This is a genomic window from Sulfurospirillum oryzae (assembly GCF_025770725.1).
Lineage (GTDB): Bacteria > Campylobacterota > Campylobacteria > Campylobacterales > Sulfurospirillaceae > Sulfurospirillum > Sulfurospirillum oryzae.
This window is the reverse complement of record NZ_JANZKZ010000004.1, coordinates 155,761-174,394: the sequence shown is the minus strand read 5'-3', so window position 1 is coordinate 174,394 and position 18,634 is coordinate 155,761. Positions and strand designations below refer to the sequence as shown.

Genomic DNA, 18,634 nt, shown 5'->3' with positions numbered 1-18,634 from the left:
TTTCCTTTACATGTAAAGCTCTATGGTCACAACTTCATCACTTATTTTGGTTATAACCAAGCACTTTTTTAGTATTATAACTTACAGAAACATGAAACTAGGAAAAATAATGGAAATCGAAGAAATTATTGAAGACCTTATTGACAAAAACGCCGATGATTTTGAAATATCAAAGCTGATTAAAGAGCATATTAAGAGCTATCTTGGCTCACTCAATGAGATTTTTGTCGAAAATCAAGGTAAAGACTTCCTTGTTAAACATGCCAAAAAAATTGACCAATTTATCATTCTTATTTACAAATACACGCTGCGAAAATACTTTGGCAACTACATGCCTTTTGTCAACTCCATCCCCGTGGTACTCGTTGGCATGGGAAGTTATGGCAGAGAAGAGTTATGTGTTTATTCCGACATTGACCTGATGGTTGTTTACAAAGCTGTGCCTGGCTATAACATCGAGCCCCTCATCCAGTCTATGCTTTACCTCGCTTGGGATGCGGGCATGAAGTTAGGGCACCGTACTCACAAACTGGAAGAGTTAGTCCCCGCTAGCAATGAAGATCTGACCATCAAAACCGCCATGCTTGAATCTCGTTTTTTATGCGGATCAAAGCTTTTATGGATGGAGACAGAGCGAGAACTGCTCAAGATTCAAAAATGGCAAAAAAGAGAGGTCATTTCCCAAATCGTAAGAGCCAATGAAGAACGCCGTGCCAAACACCCTATGAGCATGGAGCCTAACATCAAAGAAGGTGTCGGAGGGCTAAGAGACGCCAATACCCTTTCATGGATTTGCAAAATCCTCTTTGGAAGCATTCGCATTAGAGACCGCGTGCCTGAGATTATCAATGAAGAAGAGTACAAAGAATTTCGAAGCTCTTTAGAATTTTTATACCGTGTACGTTCGGCTCTTCATCTAAGCGCCAAAAAGAAGCAAGATGTTCTTAACCTAGAGTTCATTCCTGAGGTTGCACAAAAACTAGGCTTTCAAAACAAAGTTTTAAAAAATGCGCAGATGCAACTCGCCTCTCGTACGATGGCCTCAATGCACACGATTGACGTTACATGTAAAATCTTTATGCGCAAACTTACCGCTTCCATTTTGAGCCATCCAACACGTTTGAGCGAACTCAAAAAAGGACGTATTGAAAAAGGGCTATATGTTGCTGATAACTGTGTCGTTGCCTCTTTGAAAATGCCAAGTCCAAGCCTCAGCGTTGTCCTAGAGCAACTCCAGCAGTTTGACGACCCCAAGCTTAGTTTTGACATCAGCTATGTGAGTTACATCAAAAATTGCCATTACACATCGCATAACTCAAAGAAAATCTACAAACAGTTCCGTGCGCTTTTGTTCCAACCAAATCTTTATACACTTTTTAGCCTACTCTATGAAGCATCGCTTTTACAACAACTCATCAAACCGTTTCGCCAAATTCTCAACCTTGCACAGTTTGATGGTTATCACAAATTGCCTGTGGACATCCACTCCTTACATACGCTCTATCACCTAGAAAACATCAAAGAGCCGTTTATCAAGTCGCTTTTTGATGACCTCTGCCCTGAAGGACGCGCTTTAATGAAATTAGTCGCGTTTATTCATGACATTGGCAAAGGCAGAAAAGGCGACCACAGCGAACTTGGAGCAAAAATATTTAGAGCTTACGCTATGAAATTACAGTTTTCAGAACAAGCCATTGAAACGGGAATTGTGCTTATCAAGTACCATACCCTTATGAGTAACACCGCAAACCGTGAAGACATCTACGATGAAAAAGTGATTTTGGCATTTATCTCCAAACTTCAAAGCCCACAGATTTTAAAAATGCTTTACATTCTCACGTATGCCGATACCAATGCGGTAAACGACAATATCTACACCGGATTTATCTCAAAACTGCTTCGCGAGTTTTACAACTATAGTCTTGATATGTTCGATAAAGAAGAGCTCATTGATGAGACAACCAAACGCCTTCGTAAAGAGAATAGTCTTAAAAAAAGTCCTGAATTTTTAGCACTTTCTAAATCACTTCAGAAAAAAACACTCTCAGTACAATCCAACTTCTTTTTCCTCAAACAAAAACCAAGTGCGATTGTTCGCATTGTCAAAGAAGCTGACGAGACCCGAGATGATCATTACAGCTATAAGATCAGCAACGACTCGCACCTGAGCATCACGGTTATTCGAGGTAGGAGCTTTAACATCGGTTACCTTTTAGGGAAACTCTCTTATCTTGATCTTGTTCAGATGGATATTTACAAACTTTTTGATGGCAAGAAATTCTTCCAAATTGATTTTAATGAAAAAGTCACTGAAAACGATATTGAACTTATCCGTGAACTTATCGACAACTCCTTTGATATGAGCAAGAAGGTGACACTCAAAAAACCAACTATTCTCAAAGGTGAAATCGACATCAACTGCGAACACTCCAAGTCGTATGCGCTTATGCATGTCAATACTAAAAATCAACACGGACTTATGGCATACATGATGAGTGTGTTTGACGAACATGGCATTGATATCGCGATGGCAAAAATCCAAACCATTAAGAACAGGACGAGAAACCTACTTTTAATCGAAAAAACAGTCGGGTTATGCAACAATGGAGAAAATATTTTAGATTATTTTTACTAAAAAGGTAACGTTTATGTGTGGAATTGTTGGCTATATTGGAACCAAAGAAAAACGCAATTTTTTGATCAGTGGGCTAAAAGAACTTGAATACAGAGGATATGATTCAGCAGGTATTGCTGTACTTAAAGATGGCGACATCACCTCATTTAAAGCCACAGGCAAACTCACTAACTTAGACCATAAAGTCGAAAACTTTACTTCATCTGGTTTTGGTGTAGGCATCGGACATACAAGATGGGCAACGCATGGCAAACCAACCGAAGCGAATGCACATCCTCATTGGGGTGAATTTTCTTATATCATCCACAATGGCATCATCGAAAACTACAAAGAGATCAAAGATGAACTTTTAAAAGATGGTGTGAAATTTTTAAGCCAGACCGATACCGAAGTTGCCGTTCACCTTTTTGAAAAAAATGTAAGAGAATTAGGTGACAGTTTTAAAGCATTTGAAAAAACCATCACCTCTTTGCATGGCGCTTATGCCATCTTACTAATTAGCAAAAAAGAACCCGATGTCATCTTCTTTGCTAAAAATGCCGTTCCTCTACTCCTTGGCAAAAGCAATGATGGCGAAGTCTTTTTTAGCTCTTCTGATGCACCACTCATAGGGCTTGTTAAAGAGGTTGTTTATCTAGAAGACGGCGAATACGGTTGGGCAAAAAATCAAGAGATTACCCTTCTTAAAAACTTTGTACCACAGCATCTTGATTTTAAAGCACTCACACAAGATAAACTCTCTGCTCAAAAAGATGGGTATCGTTATTTCATGGAAAAAGAGATTTACGAGCAATCTTTGGTTGTTGGTGAAACACTAATGGGTCGCATCAAAGGTAACTCTGTTGTCTTAGATGAACTCACCTCACTTGATCTTAAAAATATTGACGCCATTAAAATCTGCGCATGCGGTACGAGTTATCATGCGGCCTTAAGTGCTTGTTATATGTTCGAGCGCTTGGCGAAGATTCGATGCAATGTAGAAATTGCCAGTGAATTTCGCTATAAAGAGCCTCTTTTAGATGCTAAAACACTTTTTATTGTGATCTCGCAAAGTGGTGAAACGGCAGACACGCTTGAAGCCCTTAAAATGGCAAAACGTGGCGGCATGCAAACACTTGCCATTTGTAACGTAGACAACTCTTCCATCGTGCGAACTGCCGATATGACTATTTTGACGCGTGCTGGCATTGAAAAAGGTGTGGCAAGCACGAAAGCCTTTGCAACGCAAGTGATTACCCTTTGGCTTTTAACGCTTTTTATTGGCGAGCGAAAAGGAAACATCGATGCAACAACACTCCAAAGTGAAATTGCAGCGCTTTTACATATACCTCTTGTTCTAAAAGTCAATGAAACAACCCATGAAAAAATTCGCCGCCTCTCCAAGCGTTATTTGCACGGACACGGTTTCTTTTTTATTGGTCGCGATCTTTTCTATCCGCTCGCACTAGAAGGAGCTTTAAAGCTCAAAGAGATCAGTTATCTTCATGCGGAAGGCTACCCTGCAGGCGAGATGAAACATGGCCCAATAGCCCTTGCGGACAGTGAACTCTTCACCATTGCCTTAATGCCTAAAAATCTTCTGTACGATAAAATGAAAAGCAACGTCGAAGAGCTAGGAGCTAGAGATTCTACCCTGCTGATCATCAGTCCAGAACCATTTGAGTTAGCCGATGATTTCATTAAAACAAAATCCCATGATCACATGATGGGCGAATTTTTTGAAATGATGCTCATCACGCAACTTCTTGCTTTAGAAATTTCTATTCGCCTTGGAAACGATGTTGATATGCCACGAAATTTAGCGAAAAGTGTCACTGTAGAATAATTACATGTAAGGAAGCGTAATGCAAAAAAAGCTCTCTTTGGTCATTGTAGGAACCATTTTTATCTCTTTTATGATCTTAATGGTAATTTCCGCACTTTCAATCCGAAATATTGGAATCAAAAATGCGGAGGAAAAAGCGCAAATCATTTCTAACTTAGTACAAGATGGCCTTAGTGCTCACATGCTTAGTGGCACAATGGACCAAAGAGAGTTTTTCCTTAAAAAGATTAGTACCGCCAAAGGAGTCGATGCCCTTTGGATCGTACGTAGTGAATCGGTTGTCAATCAGTTTGGCAAAGGGTTGAATAACGAAGTCATGCGCGATGGCATTGACGAACAAGCTTTGAAAAGTGGTCAAGTACAACAACAGAGCGAAGAGAATGCGCATAGTGCAAAATTACGCGTTACAACGCCTTATATTGCCAAAGAGCATGGAATACCCAACTGTATGCAGTGCCATAATGCTAAAGAAGGTGATGTATTAGGGGCTATTAGCATCGTTTTTGATATTGGTGAAGTACGTACCAATGGTATCCTAACCTCATTAACGATCTTGGGAATTTCGATTATTATCATGTTGTTGGTTTTTGTCATTATTAACCGCTCTATGCAGCCTCTTATGGAGCTTTTCCATTCTATTAAATTTGTTATGAAAAAAGCCCAAGAAGGCGAGTATGTTAGACGTGTACGTTGTTCTAGCAATGATAAAGAGTACCAAGATGTTAAATTTTGGCTCAACTCATTGCTCGATAAACTTGAAGACACGCTGAAAGATATTGAAGTTACTGTTAAAAAGTTTTTGGCACTTTCGCCTAACCATCAACCCGATCTTCTGCTTGAGACGCAAAGCATTGTGCATGAACTCTCTGACATTTACCAATTCAAACGTACCATTGAATTTGATGAAGACAAAGAACAAGTTTATAAACGAATTGGTTCTATTTTACAAAATGATGTGGGACTTCAAGATTTTATCTTGATTGAATCAGGGAAAAATGATATTCATCCGAGCATTGTGTTTGATGCTTCTTCCAAAAAACGCACGATCAATCTAAACTGTCGCGCACTACGCACTAAACAAACCGTCAATTCAGAGCAATTTCGTGATATTTGTGGATTGTGTGCCACATCTGCTTTCCACTTGTGTATCCCTTATTTGATCACCAGCGATTTTGAACTCTTGCTTACAATATGGGCAAAATCCCAAGAAGAACTTGCCCAAATCAAAGAAAAATTGCCAAAAATTCAAAACTATATTGATGCTGCGCGTCCAGAATTAGTCAGCAAAAACTTGACAGAGATTTTAAAAGTCTCCTCAACAACCGATGCTCTCACAGAGCTTTATAACCGTAAATATTTGGATGAATACATCGAAAAAGCACTCTCTCAAGCAAAACGCAATGGCATTGCTTATGGCATCTTGATGATCGACATTGACTGGTTTAAAATGGTCAATGACACTTATGGACACGATGTAGGCGATAAGGCAATCAAAGTACTCGCACAAGTACTGAAAGAAAACATCCGCGAATCCGATACTGCTTTCCGTTTTGGCGGCGAGGAATTTTTGGTCTTACTCTACGAATGTGAAGAAGCGATGGTGCTTGCAATAGCAGAAAAAATACGTCTTGCTTTTGAAAAATCACCTATACAAGCTCACAATGGAGCAAGCTTCTACAAAACACTTAGTGTCGGTGCATCAATCTTCCCTAACGATTCTGATTCACTGTGGAAGTGTGTGAAGTTTGCAGACATCGCCCTTTACAATGCTAAAGACAGTGGTCGTAATTGCAGCAAACGATTTCAAGCCTCTATGGTTGATGCAACTGAGCTCAAAACTGATTTTTAAAGAGAATGATGAAATTTTACCGCGTCTATGTCGAGCTCACCAATATTTGTGGGCTCGCATGCAGTTTCTGCCCGCCTAAAACACTTCCAACACAGAGCATGTCACTTTCTTTTTTTGAACATGTGTTGGATGAATTAACACCTTATACTAAAGAGATTGCCTACCATATAGGCGGTGATGCACTCACACTTTCCAATTTGAAAGAGTATTTGGATCTTACATGTAAAAAGAATTTTAAAGTCATGCTCACAACCAGCGGTTATTATTTGAGCAAACATGATCTTCATACCCTCCTCCATCCTGCCATCAAACAGATCAACATTTCACTCAATAGCTACAATAAAAACGCCCTGCCACTCTCATTTGAAGCCTATATGGAACCTATTATGAAGCTATGTGCGTTGAAAGTGGAGCATAACAAAGACCTTTTCATCAATCTGCGTTTATGGAATATGGACGAAGCTCACAGTGAAGAAACGTTCAATAAAAAACTCTTTTCTTATTTAGAAAATATCTTTCACACACCTTTACATGTAAAGACGATTTATGAGCAAAAACCTCGTTCCATCCGATTGGGCGAAAAAATTCTGCTCCATTTTGATGACTATTTTGAGTGGCCAAGCCTTCATTTGCAACATGAAAGCGATGGTACATGCCAAGGGCTTAGTTCACACATTGGGATTTTGAGCAATGGGAAAGTTGTTCCGTGCTGTCTTGATAAAGATGGTGTCATTGAACTAGGAGATTTACATGTAAGCTCACTGGGTGATATTTTAAATACCTCTCGAACAAAAGCCATTATAGAGGGATTTAAACGTCATCACGCTGTTGAAAATTTATGCCAAAAGTGTACTTATAAACACCGTTTTAAGGAGAAATAATGTCAGAAAAACTTTATGAAAATGAATACTTTTACATTGAAAAAGAAAATGCTCTCATTCCTTGGGTGAAAATCTTTACCCAGCATCCCTACAAAGAGCTCAGTGATTGCGATAAAGAAACGCAAGAAGCCATTTTAAAAGCCATGCTCATTGTTGAAGAAACAATGCGTTTTTACTATAACCCTAAAAAGATCAATATTGCGATGTTTGGTAACTATGTACCGCATCTTCATATCCATATCATGGCACGTTTTGAGGAAGATTCACACTTTCCTGAGTCCATGTGGGGAATCAAACAGCGCGAATCGCATCTTAATCTACCAAGTTTTGAAAATTTTGTTACCATACTACAAGATAAGTTACGCTCATAACTCTATTTTTGGGCATAGTTTAATCTCCCTTTTGCTAATATCTTTGGAAAAATTTTAAAAAATACTTATTAAAGATAACGAATGAAAAAAGTGTTCCTAGGTTTCTGTTTTTTACTCTCAACGTATGCGTTTAGCGCTAATTTACATTACTCTCTGATTAAGAAAGAGAGCGGCAAAGAGGGAAGTACCCTTTTAATTGTGGGAGGAATTCATGGTGATGAACCTGGAGGCTACTTTGCACCGATGCTTTTATCAAGGTATTACAAAATTGAAAGTGGTAACCTTTGGATCGTTCCAAACCTTAACTTTGACAGCATTGTCAAAAACTCTCGTGGCATCAATGGTGATATGAACCGTAAATTTGCCAAAATTGAAACCAAAGATAAAGATTTTGATACTGTTTCTGAGGTAAAAAAGCTTATTTTGAACCCTAAAGTAGATCTCACTTTGAACTTGCACGATGGTCAAGGCTTTTACCGAGATAAAAATATCGATAAAAACTTTAATCAAAAAGCCTGGGGACAAGCAACCATCATTGATCAGCAACAAATTCCTAATGCAAAATACGGAAATCTTGCAGATATTGCTACAAAAGTCAATCAAGAGACCAACGTTGGGCTGATTGAAGATGTGCATGAGTTTAACGTTAAAAATACCAATACAAAAACGCAAGACAAAGCGATGCAACAAAGCTTAACTTTCTTTTCCATCCAAAACAACAAGCCTGCTTTTGCGATTGAAACCAGTAAAAATATTACCAACCTTTCTCAAAAAGTCTTTTATCAACTCAAAACCATTGAAAAATTTATGAACGTGATGAATATTAAATATTCACGCTCATTTGATCTCACAGAAGAGAACATCAAAAAACTTCTTCACGATGAGGGTATGTTGGAAATTCCTCCTACCAAAATCATGTTAGATCTTTCAACGCTAAAACCTTATATTAAATTTTTTCCAATGAGTAAAGATAAATTAGTTTACAGCAGTAACAATCCTTTAATTGCAGTTGTTAAAGAGAAAGATGAATACAAAATCATGAATGGAAACATTCTTGTTTCTACGCTTAAACCTGATTTTATTGAGTTTGAACACTCTTTGAATGAAGTAGGACTCCTCATTGATGGAAAGAAAACAACAGCAAAAATTGGTTCACTGATTAGTGCTAAAAACAGTTTTCAAATTGACCCAATCAATGGCTACCGCATTAACATCATCGGTTTTTCAAAACAGGGTGTTGTGAGTGAAGGTGGTATTAAAGTTGAACCAAAAGATTTTGTTAAAACGTATGCAATTGATAAAGATGAAACCACATACATGGTACACTATTACAAAGATAAAAAGTTTTGTGGCATGATCAATATCAAGTTTGAAGATGAGAAAAAAAGTAAAAAATAGCCTTTTCTGTTAGACAATAAGAGCTCTTTCAAAACTCAATTGAAAAGAACTCTAAGTACCAAAGGTGCATGGGCTTTCTGCCGAAGAAAACTCAGTGTTAACGTAGTTTTTTGAAGCTTTGCTTCAAAAACGTATCAAGAGTTCTTGCGGAACTCTATACCATAATAAAAAAGGAGCGCTTTGTGAGTACCTACGTTGGTAGACAACCTATTTTTGATAAAGAGGGTGTATGCTTTGGGTATGAACTTCTTTACCGTTCCTGCGAAATTAACAATGTTGCGACATTTCAAGACAATGCCAAAGCGACCGCTCGCGTCATCGTTAACCTCATTCACAATATAGGTCTTACACCTATCATCGGACACAAGATGGGGTATATCAATGTTGATGAAACGATGCTGTTTAGCGATGCTGTTTTACTACTTCCAAAAGAGTATTTTGGCTTTGAAATCTTAGAGCACACTAAAGTCTCTTTAGCGCTGTATGAGCGCGTTAAATATTTACACTCTTTGGGCTATCGTTTCTCTCTTGATGATTTTGATTGCAGTGATTTGATAATACAACACTATGAACCACTTTTCCCTTACACTGAAATGATCAAAGTAGACATTCAAGCCATTGGAATTCCCCAGCTAGAAGCTGCCATTCATAAACTCAAAAAATATAATATCCCTCTTCTTGCTGAAAAAATTGAAACTCACGAAGAGTATGAAGTGTGTACTAAACTCGATTTTCTCTTTTTTCAAGGCTACTTTTTTGAGAAACCTATTATTTTGAGTGGCCAAAAGATTGAACCTAACACCATCAATGCGATTCGACTTATCAATTGCATTCAAGAAAACAACGATGTCACTTATATATCCAACAAATTTGCAACATGTCCTGATCTTGTCTATAACCTTTTACGCCATGTCAATTCTGGGGCTTACCATTTCAAACAAAAGATAACATCTATTAAACAGATGGTGACTCTTTTGGGACCGCAAAAAATTCTTTCATGGCTCGGGCTCTTTTTGTATGGAGAACCACACCATCGTCCTTTTGGAGATGAACTTTTTAATAATGTCAAATTTCGAGCCAAAACAATGGAAGAGTTAGCCCTTGCGTGCAATAAAGCTGAGCTTGCCAATAAAGCCTTTTTAACAGGAAGTCTCTCTTTAATTGACGCATACCTCAATATCTCAATGGAAGAATTTTTAGCTAATGTCCATCTGGATGATGAGATTAAAAAAGCCCTTCTCACCCATGAAGGATTTTTAGGTGAATTGCTCTATATTGCAACGCAGATGAATCATTCATGTGACATGGAAACGACCATTAAAGCACTTGGACATTACCCTTGCTTTAACGCCGAACAACTTTATGATGCCTGCATGAATGCAACCCTCTTTGTAGAAGAAACGGAACATACCAAAGAAACCTAAGGAAAAATGATGAACGTTGTTATCTATTATTGTACACGTTGAGGATATATGCCACGAGCTTTCCGTGTGAAAGATGAAATTTTAAGTGCCTATCCAAATGCCAAAACAACCCTTTCCCCAAAAACGGGCGGATTTTTTGATGTTGTCGTTGACGATATTGTTATTTTTTCCAAAACGGAAAAAATTGGCACACCCATAGAACGCTTTCCTGAAGTGGGAGAGATCGCTGCACTGCTGAAAAAAGCAGGTTATTAGCCTTTACATGTAAAGGCTTTTTTATACTTTTTCAAAGGTTTAAAATGGGCTATATTACGACCCTTCTTGTTCGATTTGCCTATTTTTTAGATGCATCCCCAAAGTATCATCGCTCAAAAGAATTTTGCAAGGCACTTTTAGAAGCACAACACTCTAAACTCAAATTCTATTTCGATATTTTCATGGTTCTGCTTGTTGTTTTTAGTGTTCTTTTCTTACTTTACGAAGTTAAAAATCCTGAGGGACATGCTTATCTTGATATGTTCGTTCAGTTTTCTTTGATTGTTTTTGTTATTGAATACTTACTTCGCTTTTGGATCTATTCAGATAGCCATAAAATATTCTTAGAACACTATGAACAAGCAACCAACAATGACTTACCTTTTTCACTCAGACGCACACTGTTTGCCATTGTAAAGAAAAAGTTAGCATACATTTTCTCTCCTCTGGCTATCATCGATCTTTTGGCTATTCTACCAAGTTACCGACCTTTACGTTTTTTAAGGATTTTTCTTCTCTTTAGGATTTTTAAACTCTTTCGCTATGCAAGGAGCATGAAAACATTTACGGAAATCATCACCGAAAAGAAATTTGAGCTCTTTACCTTAGCAACCTTTGCAAGTTTTGTCATTTTTACAGGAAGCTCTGCTATCTATATCTTTGAAACACACCAAAATCCTAAGATCAACACTCTTTTTGATGCTGTCTATTGGGCAATTGTAACGATGGGAACGGTTGGTTATGGCGACATTGTCCCTGTGACCACAGAGGGCATGATTGTCGCTATGATCCTCATTATTTTAGGTGTTGCCATTCTTGCCTTTTTAACATCCATCATTGTCTCCTCCTTTCAAAGCAAACTCATTGAACTTAAAGAGAGTCGCATTTTTGCTGATGTGGAAAAGCTTGAAGATTACATTGTTATTTGCGGTTACGGAAGAGTCGGCGAAGTGGTGGCTAAAATGCTCCATGAAGATGGCTATAAGCTTGTTATTATTGATAATGACGAATCAAAAATCAAACTCGCACAACAAAGAGGACTTATCGGCATTGTTGCAGATGCATCAAAAAGTAGAATCCTAGGCTCGCTGGGCGTGGGTAAACGCGCCGCACAGATTATTTGTGCAACCAACAGCGATGAACTTAATGTTTTTATCACACTAACAGCTCGAAGTTTAAGTAAGCAAATTATTATTATCGCTCGCGTCATTAAAAACACTCATAAAAAAAAGTATTTTTTAGCAGGCGCAAATTACGCTTTTAGCGCCGATGAAACAATTGGCGTCATGGGTGCTCAATATATTGATCAACCTATCTCTTATGCCGCTCTTGATGAAATGCTCACAGAGAATACCGGGGTTATATTTGACATTATCTCTATTCATGAGCACTCATGTTTTGTCAACAAGCCTATTGGATCACTAGGGCTTAAAGAGAAAAGACTACTTCTTTTTGGGGTGTTGCGCAAAGAAGAACGTACTCCTTTTTACTTCAATCCTGCTGCCAATTTTGAGCTTCAAAGCCACGATATGCTTATTATCATGGGAAGAAAACACCATATCAATGTCCTTCGCAAACTCAATGATAAAAGGAGTATAAAATGAGAGAAAACAAAATACTTCTTTTTGGATTTAGCCGTTCAGCCATTGAGATCGGCGCACGACTTCAAGCACAAGGGCACGCATTTATCTGTATCGATAATGATCCCACCTTACTTCCTAAGGCTAAAAAACTTGGATTTGAATTATTGGTGGCGGATTACAGCGATGATGATACACTGTTAAGTCTAGGTATTGGTGAAGATGTCAAATTTGTATTTACACTCTTTGAAGAAGATGTGCAAAATGTCTTTTTAACCCTTTCTATTCGTTCCTTAGACCCAAAAGTAGAGATTATTGCAACCACACATACCAAAGATGCGATTCATAAACTTGAAATTGCAGGAGCAAGTACCATTTTAGATCCCTATCAGATTTGTGGGAAAAGAATCTATAAACTCATTACGCAACCTGAAGTCATGCAAGTCATTGATGCTACGATTTTTGGAGAAGAAGACATTAATATGGAGCAGATCACCATTAGTGCGCACTCGCCTCTCAATGGACTTATGTTACAAACCTGCTATCCAACACAAAACTACAATATGCTTTTAATTGGTCTGCACGATAAAGAGCTCAAAAAAGAGTTTATCTTCAGTACCGAAGGGCATGACCATAAACTTGATGCTGGTGATATTTTAGTTGTGGTTGGTAAAAGTGCTGAGATAGAACGTTTTAAAATGGATTTTAGTCTATAAAAGCGGAACGATTAAAAAAAGTGTCCCCACGCATGCTAATGTCTCAAGTGTTGTAATGGAAGCCATTAATGAGACATCGCCTCCAAGTTCACGTGCCAAAATATGCGAAGAAGTAGCCGTTGGCATCGAAGCAAAAATAATAGCGATGCTCAAGCTGATGCCATTAAGCCCAAACAAAAGACCTAAACCATAGGCGATCATTGGGAATAAAATAAGCTTGGCAACGGTTGAGACAACCAACTCTTTTTTAGCATGCTTCAAATATTTAAGCTCCAACCCTACGCCTACCGATAAAAGTCCCATAGGCAAAGCGGCATGGCTAATAATCGAGATGCTTTTTAAAATAAAAAGAGGCATTGGAATACCACTCGCATTGATAAGTCCACCAATAACACAAGCGCCAATCAAAGGATTTTTCACAATTGTTTTGAAAAAAGAGCGTAACGAAAATTTACCATCGCGTAAAAAAATTGCAAAAACAGAAATACAGAGAATATTGATAAACGGAATAGCAAAGGCTATGACAATGGCAGCTAAAACTAAGCCTTTATCGCCATAAATAGCATTAACCAAGGCTAAAAGAACATAGGTATTAAAACGAATTCCTCCTTGAACAATAGAGGTAAACGCCCTATTTTCAAAATGAAGAATCATGTTAAGAAGGATTAAAATCACTAAAATCAGAAAAATTCCGCCAAGAGATGTCAGAACAAGGTTAACCGTATAAGTCAAATCAATTTTAGCAACTGCTAGTTCATAGACCAATAAACAAGGCATTAAAACATAGTAGGTGAACTTGTCCATTTTAGGCCAAAAATCAACCGAAGGAAAACTAGCATGCTTAAACGCATAGCCTGCCACGATAATCAAACAAATAGGTAAAAGAGCGCCTAGTACATAGCTCATAATTATCCCTTAAATCGAAATCCTTCACTCACTAAAAGCGTCTTAAGCTTTTCTCGGCATTCGCCTTGAAACTCAAGCCACTCCTCTTTACATCTACCACCACTACCAAGCTTTTTTTTCAAAAGTGAACAAAGTTTTGCAAGCGCTTCTTTTTCAAGAAAAAAAGGACCGACAATCGAAACAGGCTTACCTTGACGTTTTTCCATTTTTTGCACTAAAAAATGTTTACAAGGAAGTTTGATCTCCAAAGAAGGAGAGGAAGACTTCTCTTCCTCAAAACGCCATCCCTCTTCTTTGTCTAAAGCAGAACCAATGGAAAAGAGAGGCTTATTATCTGCCATACGTCTCTCTAAAGGCTTCATAATCACCTTTAAAATCTATCATCGTTCCATCAGGATGCAACTCAATGATGCGGTTTGCAAACGCGTCAATAAGCTCTCTATCGTGAGTAACACAAATGACATTACCTGCAAATTTAAACAGACCCTCTCCAAGAGCAATAATCGCTTCAAGGTCAAGATGGTTATCTGGCTCATCAAGCACTAAGAAGTTACCTTTTTGAAGCATCATTTTAGAGAGCATCATACGGTGTTTTTCGCCACCGCTAAGTTGAGAGACACTTTTCTTTTGCTCTTCGCCTGAGAAAAGCATACGACCTAAACACTTCCTAATTTCATCCAAATCTTTTTTCTCATCGTACTGTTGCAACCACTCAAACAGCTGAGAATCGCCCGTAATCATATCGGTTGTATTTTGAGGGAAGTAACTTGGGATAATCGTAGCACCCCATTTAACAGTGCCTGTATCGGAAGCGAGTTGCTCCATAAGGATGTTGCACAGAGTTGTTTTACCCACACCGTTGTGTCCGATAAGTGCAATCTTTTCGCCTTTTTCAACTTTAAAACTGATGTTGTGAAGTACTTTTTGATCACCATAGCTTTTTTCAATGCCTTCAACTTCTAAAACTTCATTGCCGATGTCACGTCCCATACGAAAAACGATACTTGGGTCTCTACGTGAAGAAGTTTGGATGTCTGCAATGTCAAGTTTTTCAAGTCTTTTTTGGCGTGAAGTCGCTTGTTTTGCTTTAGATGCATTAGCAGAGAAACGACGAACGAAAGCTTCTAGCTCTTCTTTCTCTTTGAGTTTTTTATCTCTGTCCATCTCTTGCTGTTTTGCAATCAAATTCGCTGCCATATACCATTCATCATAGTTACCCGTAAATTCACGGATTTTCTTAAAATCAACATCTAAGATATTGGTGACAACGGAGTTGAGGAAGTGTCTATCGTGCGAGATAACAACCATCGTTCCTTCATGACGAATAAGTTGTTCTTCTAACCAAGAGATCGCCTCAAGGTCTAGGTTGTTGGTAGGCTCATCGAGAAAAAGAACATCAGGTTTGGGGTAAAGCACTTGGGCGAGCAAAATCTTAAATTTATCGCCACCGGTTAGTTCACTCATCAAACTATCCTGCGCACTAACAGGAAAGCCTAAGGATGCTAAAATCTTTTCGATATTAACGTCCACTTCATAGGTTGGATCTTCTTCCGCACAGATGATTTCAAGCTCCGCCAAACGATCGTTCACTTTATCGTCAGAAAAATCGCCTGTAGCATAGAGATGCTCTTTCTCTTTAATGGCATCAAAAAGACGTTTATTGCCATACATTACGGCATCTTTCAGTGTAAACTCTTCAAACGCATATTGATTTTGATTTAAAACACCGACACGTAATCCATTTTCAATAGAAATGTTGCCACTCGTTGGCTCAATCTGACGTGATAAAATTTTCAAAAAGGTTGTTTTACCCGCACCATTCGCACCAATAAGCCCATAACGCTTACCTTTATCAAGTTTTAGATTGATATTTTCAAATAAAAGCTGATGCGCAAAACGCATCGTTAGGTTGTTCACTTCGACCATGTATACTCTTTCTTTTTTCGCGGATTATAACATTAGACTTCTTTCGTAACCCTTGAAAAGATAAAGAGTTCGCTTAGAGTACGTCAAAAACGTTGTAAAACGCATTTGCCTAACATTGCTTTACGATCCCAAAAAGCTTCTTCAAAGAGAAAACATTTACATGTAAAGTATAGTGCTTCATTTTTTTAAACAAAGTTGTTGTAAAATCACCCGATTCGTTATGAAATAGCGTTATAGTTGCTAAAGTTATGAAATTTTTTTCGGAGCATACGGTTGAAATACTTCAAATATATTCTACTTTCCCTCGTTATCACATCCCTTGTTCAAATACTTATATGGACAAGATCCGGCGACCAAATCGTCCTTTCACCTCAAATTGGTGAAAAACTCGAGTCTCTTTCTTACACACCATTCAGTGGATTTGAGAAAGCCCTTAAGAGCGATGCTGAGATTGCAGAAGACATGAAAACAATCGCGCAGATTGCACGAAAAGTGCGAACTTACGCCATCTCTGATGCCAAACATGTTTTGGAAAATGTAAAAGATACTAAACTTAAAGTCGATGTCGGTCTTTGGCTCTCAGGAGATAAAGGTGCCAATGAAGCTGAGATAGAAACACTCTTTGAATTGATCAAACTGTACAGCCCTAGAATTTCTTCCATTATCGTAGGAAACGAGGTTCTTTTACGTGCAGATTTGACCCCTGATGAACTCTATGAATATATTGACCGTGTTTCTAAGCGTACACGTATTCCCGTAACAACAGCGGAAGTTCAACACGTTTGGCTTACCAATACTGAACTAGCGCGCCATGTTGATTTTATTTGTGTGCACATCTTGCCGTATTGGGAAAAAGTGCCAATAGAGCAAACTTTGGCGTTTGCGAAAGAAAAATACGATGCCATTGCTAAAATGTATCCTAAAAAACCAATTACCATCGGGGAGTTTGGTTGGCCAAGCAGTGGTTATAATAACGAGAAAGCGGAAGCAACACTCACCAATCAAATTGCCGCAATTACAGGCTTTTTGGAGATGGCTAAGGCTGAAAAGTGGACGTATAATATCGTTGAAGCGTTTGATCAACCATGGAAAGGCGTGCACGAAGGAAGTGTTGGACCGTACTGGGGTCTTTTTGATACCAATAAGCAACCCAAATTTCACTTTATTAAACAAACTATTATCAATCCACTCTGGCGTTATCAGATGGCAGGCTCCGTTTTCTTTGGAATTCTGCTGACATTCTTTGGTTTGAGAAATCAACGCGTAAACTTTGCCCATGCCATCACGTATGCAGCAGCAGCTCAAGCGATGGGCTTTGGTATTGCAATGGCAGCGACGTATCCCTTTATCTATTACATGAACTTTGGTATGTGGATTATGTGGACGATGGGAATCATCTTGATGCTTCCTTTGGTCATTATCACGCTTGCTAAAATCAATGAACTCTTTAAATGTACATTAGGAATCGCACCTGAGCGTTTAGCACCACTTAATCTCAAATCAGATCATGTGCCATTTGTCTCTATTCATGTTCCTGCGTACAAAGAGCAACCGCATGTTCTCATTGAAACACTAGACTCTTTAGCTCGTATGAAATATACCAATTATGAAGTTTTGGTCGTTATCAACAACACACCTGAAGAGTTTTACTGGAAGCCTATTGAAGAACATTGTCAAAAACTGGGTGAAAAATTTGTCTTCTTGAACATTACATGTAAAGGCTTTAAAGCAGGTGCTCTTAATGAAGCGCTTAAATATACCAATGAAAAAGCCGAAATCTTAGCCGTTATTGATGCGGATTACATCGTGGGTGAAAACTGGCTGGTTGATCTTGTTCCACTTTTTGATGATCCTAAAGTGGCTCTTGTGCAAGCACCACAAGATCACCGCGATGGTAAAGAATCACTCATCAAACAAGCGATGAATGCAGAATATGCAGGTTTCTTTGACATCGGTATGGTTGAGCGAAACGAAGAAAATGCCATCGTAGCCCATGGAACAATGCTTATGGCAAGACTTTCTGCTATGCATGAAGTAGGAGACTGGACAACCTATACCATTGTTGAAGACTCAGAGCTTGGACTTCGTCTTTTTGAAGCAGGTTACACTGCGCACTATACAAATAGACGCTACGGTTGGGGACTACTTCCAGATACGGTTGAAGCTTTCCGTACGCAACGTCATCGCTGGGCGTATGGTGCGATTCAGATTTTAAAACGTCACTGGCGTCATTTTATGCCTTCATCCAAAACCTTAACACCTTACCAAAAATATCACTTTGTGGCGGGTTGGTTCTTCTGGCTCTCCGATGCCTTTGGTGCCTTAACTGCCTTTTTAAATATTTTCTGGGTTCCATTCATTATCTTTGTAGGTGTAACGATCCCAACGCTACCCCTTACGCTTCCTATTTTAGTCGCATTTTTGGTCAACATTTTGCATGCGTTTATCTTGTATCACACCAGAGTGAAGATGAGTGTCAAAGAGACCATGTTAAGCGCGATTGCATCTATGAGTTTGCAACTTGTTATTTTTAAAGCAGTTTACGATGGTTTTGTTAAAGACGGACTTCCTTTCAAACGTACTGAAAAAGGTGGCAACACTAAAAAAGTCAACAAAAGCCCTATTCGTCATGAGATGATTTTAGCGACTTTGCTTACCATCTCATTCTTTGCGCTTTACTTTACAAACTTTACGCGTATCACTGAAATTTATGTTTTTGCATTTACTCTTTTAATTCAGAGTATTCCATACTACTCTGCAATTATTCTTCGTATCATCGAACTTCAATCTCTCAAACCTCAAAAGTAGTGGCTTAAAACCACTACTTTATTTTAATACATTTTTTTAAAGTGTGTAAAAAAAGATATG

General features: G+C 38.4%; 14 protein-coding genes. 11 read left to right on the top strand and 3 right to left on the bottom strand.

All coding sequences use genetic code 11. The features are described 5' to 3' along the window. Nucleotides 1-109: 109 nt before the first annotated feature. From N0B29_RS11050 to N0B29_RS11005, 10 genes are all read left to right on the top strand, one after another. The gene (locus N0B29_RS11050) at nt 110-2,635 is read left to right on the top strand and encodes a [protein-PII] uridylyltransferase family protein (protein ID WP_263833785.1); all 2,526 of its coding nucleotides are present in this window, start codon (nt 110-112) and stop codon (nt 2,633-2,635) included. 13 nt (nt 2,636-2,648) lie between these two features. Continuing rightward, the gene (gene glmS / locus N0B29_RS11045) at nt 2,649-4,460 is read left to right on the top strand and encodes a glutamine--fructose-6-phosphate transaminase (isomerizing) (protein ID WP_263833784.1); all 1,812 of its coding nucleotides are present in this window, start codon (nt 2,649-2,651) and stop codon (nt 4,458-4,460) included. Between the two features lie 19 nt (nt 4,461-4,479). Then, nucleotides 4,480-6,309 carry a GGDEF domain-containing protein gene (locus N0B29_RS11040; RefSeq protein ID WP_263833783.1) on the top strand — a complete coding sequence of 610 codons (1,830 nt, stop codon included), beginning with the start codon at nt 4,480-4,482 and terminating at the stop codon, nt 6,307-6,309. An 8-nt stretch (nt 6,310-6,317) separates the two neighbouring features. Beyond that, the gene (locus N0B29_RS11035; RefSeq protein ID WP_263833782.1) at nt 6,318-7,190 is read left to right on the top strand and encodes a radical SAM/SPASM domain-containing protein; all 873 of its coding nucleotides are present in this window, start codon (nt 6,318-6,320) and stop codon (nt 7,188-7,190) included. Further along, nucleotides 7,190-7,561, top strand: a complete 372-nt coding sequence (locus tag N0B29_RS11030) for an HIT family protein (protein ID WP_263833781.1) — start codon at nt 7,190-7,192, stop codon at nt 7,559-7,561. The genes N0B29_RS11035 and N0B29_RS11030 overlap by 1 nt, the downstream gene beginning before the upstream one ends. Before the next feature lie 81 nt (nt 7,562-7,642). Then, nucleotides 7,643-8,959, top strand: coding sequence for a M99 family carboxypeptidase catalytic domain-containing protein (locus N0B29_RS11025; RefSeq protein WP_263833780.1), 1,317 nt, complete (start codon nt 7,643-7,645; stop codon nt 8,957-8,959). Nucleotides 8,960-9,141: 182 nt separating this feature from the next. After that, complete coding sequence (locus N0B29_RS11020) at nt 9,142-10,383, top strand: EAL and HDOD domain-containing protein (RefSeq protein WP_263833779.1); 1,242 nt, start codon at nt 9,142-9,144, stop codon at nt 10,381-10,383. Between the two features lie 48 nt (nt 10,384-10,431). Beyond that, nucleotides 10,432-10,638, top strand: a complete 207-nt coding sequence (locus N0B29_RS11015) for an Rdx family protein (protein ID WP_263833778.1) — start codon at nt 10,432-10,434, stop codon at nt 10,636-10,638. A gap of 44 nt (nt 10,639-10,682) precedes the next feature. Then, nucleotides 10,683-12,242, top strand: a complete 1,560-nt coding sequence (locus N0B29_RS11010; protein WP_263833777.1) for a potassium channel protein — start codon at nt 10,683-10,685, stop codon at nt 12,240-12,242. Further along, nucleotides 12,239-12,934, top strand: a complete 696-nt coding sequence (locus tag N0B29_RS11005) for a potassium channel family protein (RefSeq protein WP_263833776.1) — start codon at nt 12,239-12,241, stop codon at nt 12,932-12,934. Before N0B29_RS11010 ends, N0B29_RS11005 begins: the two co-directional genes overlap by 4 nt. Here N0B29_RS11005 and N0B29_RS11000 read toward each other — a convergent pair. From N0B29_RS11000 to N0B29_RS10990, 3 genes are read right to left on the bottom strand one after another with little or no spacing between them, the layout of a single operon-like run. Further along, entirely contained in the window at nt 12,929-13,840 is a 912-nt protein-coding gene (locus N0B29_RS11000; RefSeq protein ID WP_263833775.1) for an AEC family transporter, read from the bottom strand. The genes N0B29_RS11005 and N0B29_RS11000 overlap by 6 nt on opposite strands. Before the next feature lie 2 nt (nt 13,841-13,842). Further along, nucleotides 13,843-14,202, bottom strand: a complete 360-nt coding sequence (locus N0B29_RS10995; RefSeq protein ID WP_263833774.1) for an SUI1 family translation initiation factor — start codon at nt 14,200-14,202, stop codon at nt 13,843-13,845. After that, a complete protein-coding gene (locus N0B29_RS10990) occupies nt 14,171-15,766 on the bottom strand; it encodes an ABC-F family ATP-binding cassette domain-containing protein (RefSeq protein ID WP_263833773.1) in 1,596 nt (531 codons plus the stop codon). The genes N0B29_RS10995 and N0B29_RS10990 overlap by 32 nt, the downstream gene beginning before the upstream one ends. Before the next feature lie 273 nt (nt 15,767-16,039). Between N0B29_RS10990 and N0B29_RS10985 the strand changes: the two genes are divergently transcribed. Next, nucleotides 16,040-18,574: a glycosyltransferase family 2 protein gene (locus N0B29_RS10985; RefSeq protein ID WP_263833772.1), complete on the top strand. Its 2,535-nt coding sequence runs from the start codon at nt 16,040-16,042 to the stop codon at nt 18,572-18,574. Nucleotides 18,575-18,634 lie beyond the last annotated feature (60 nt).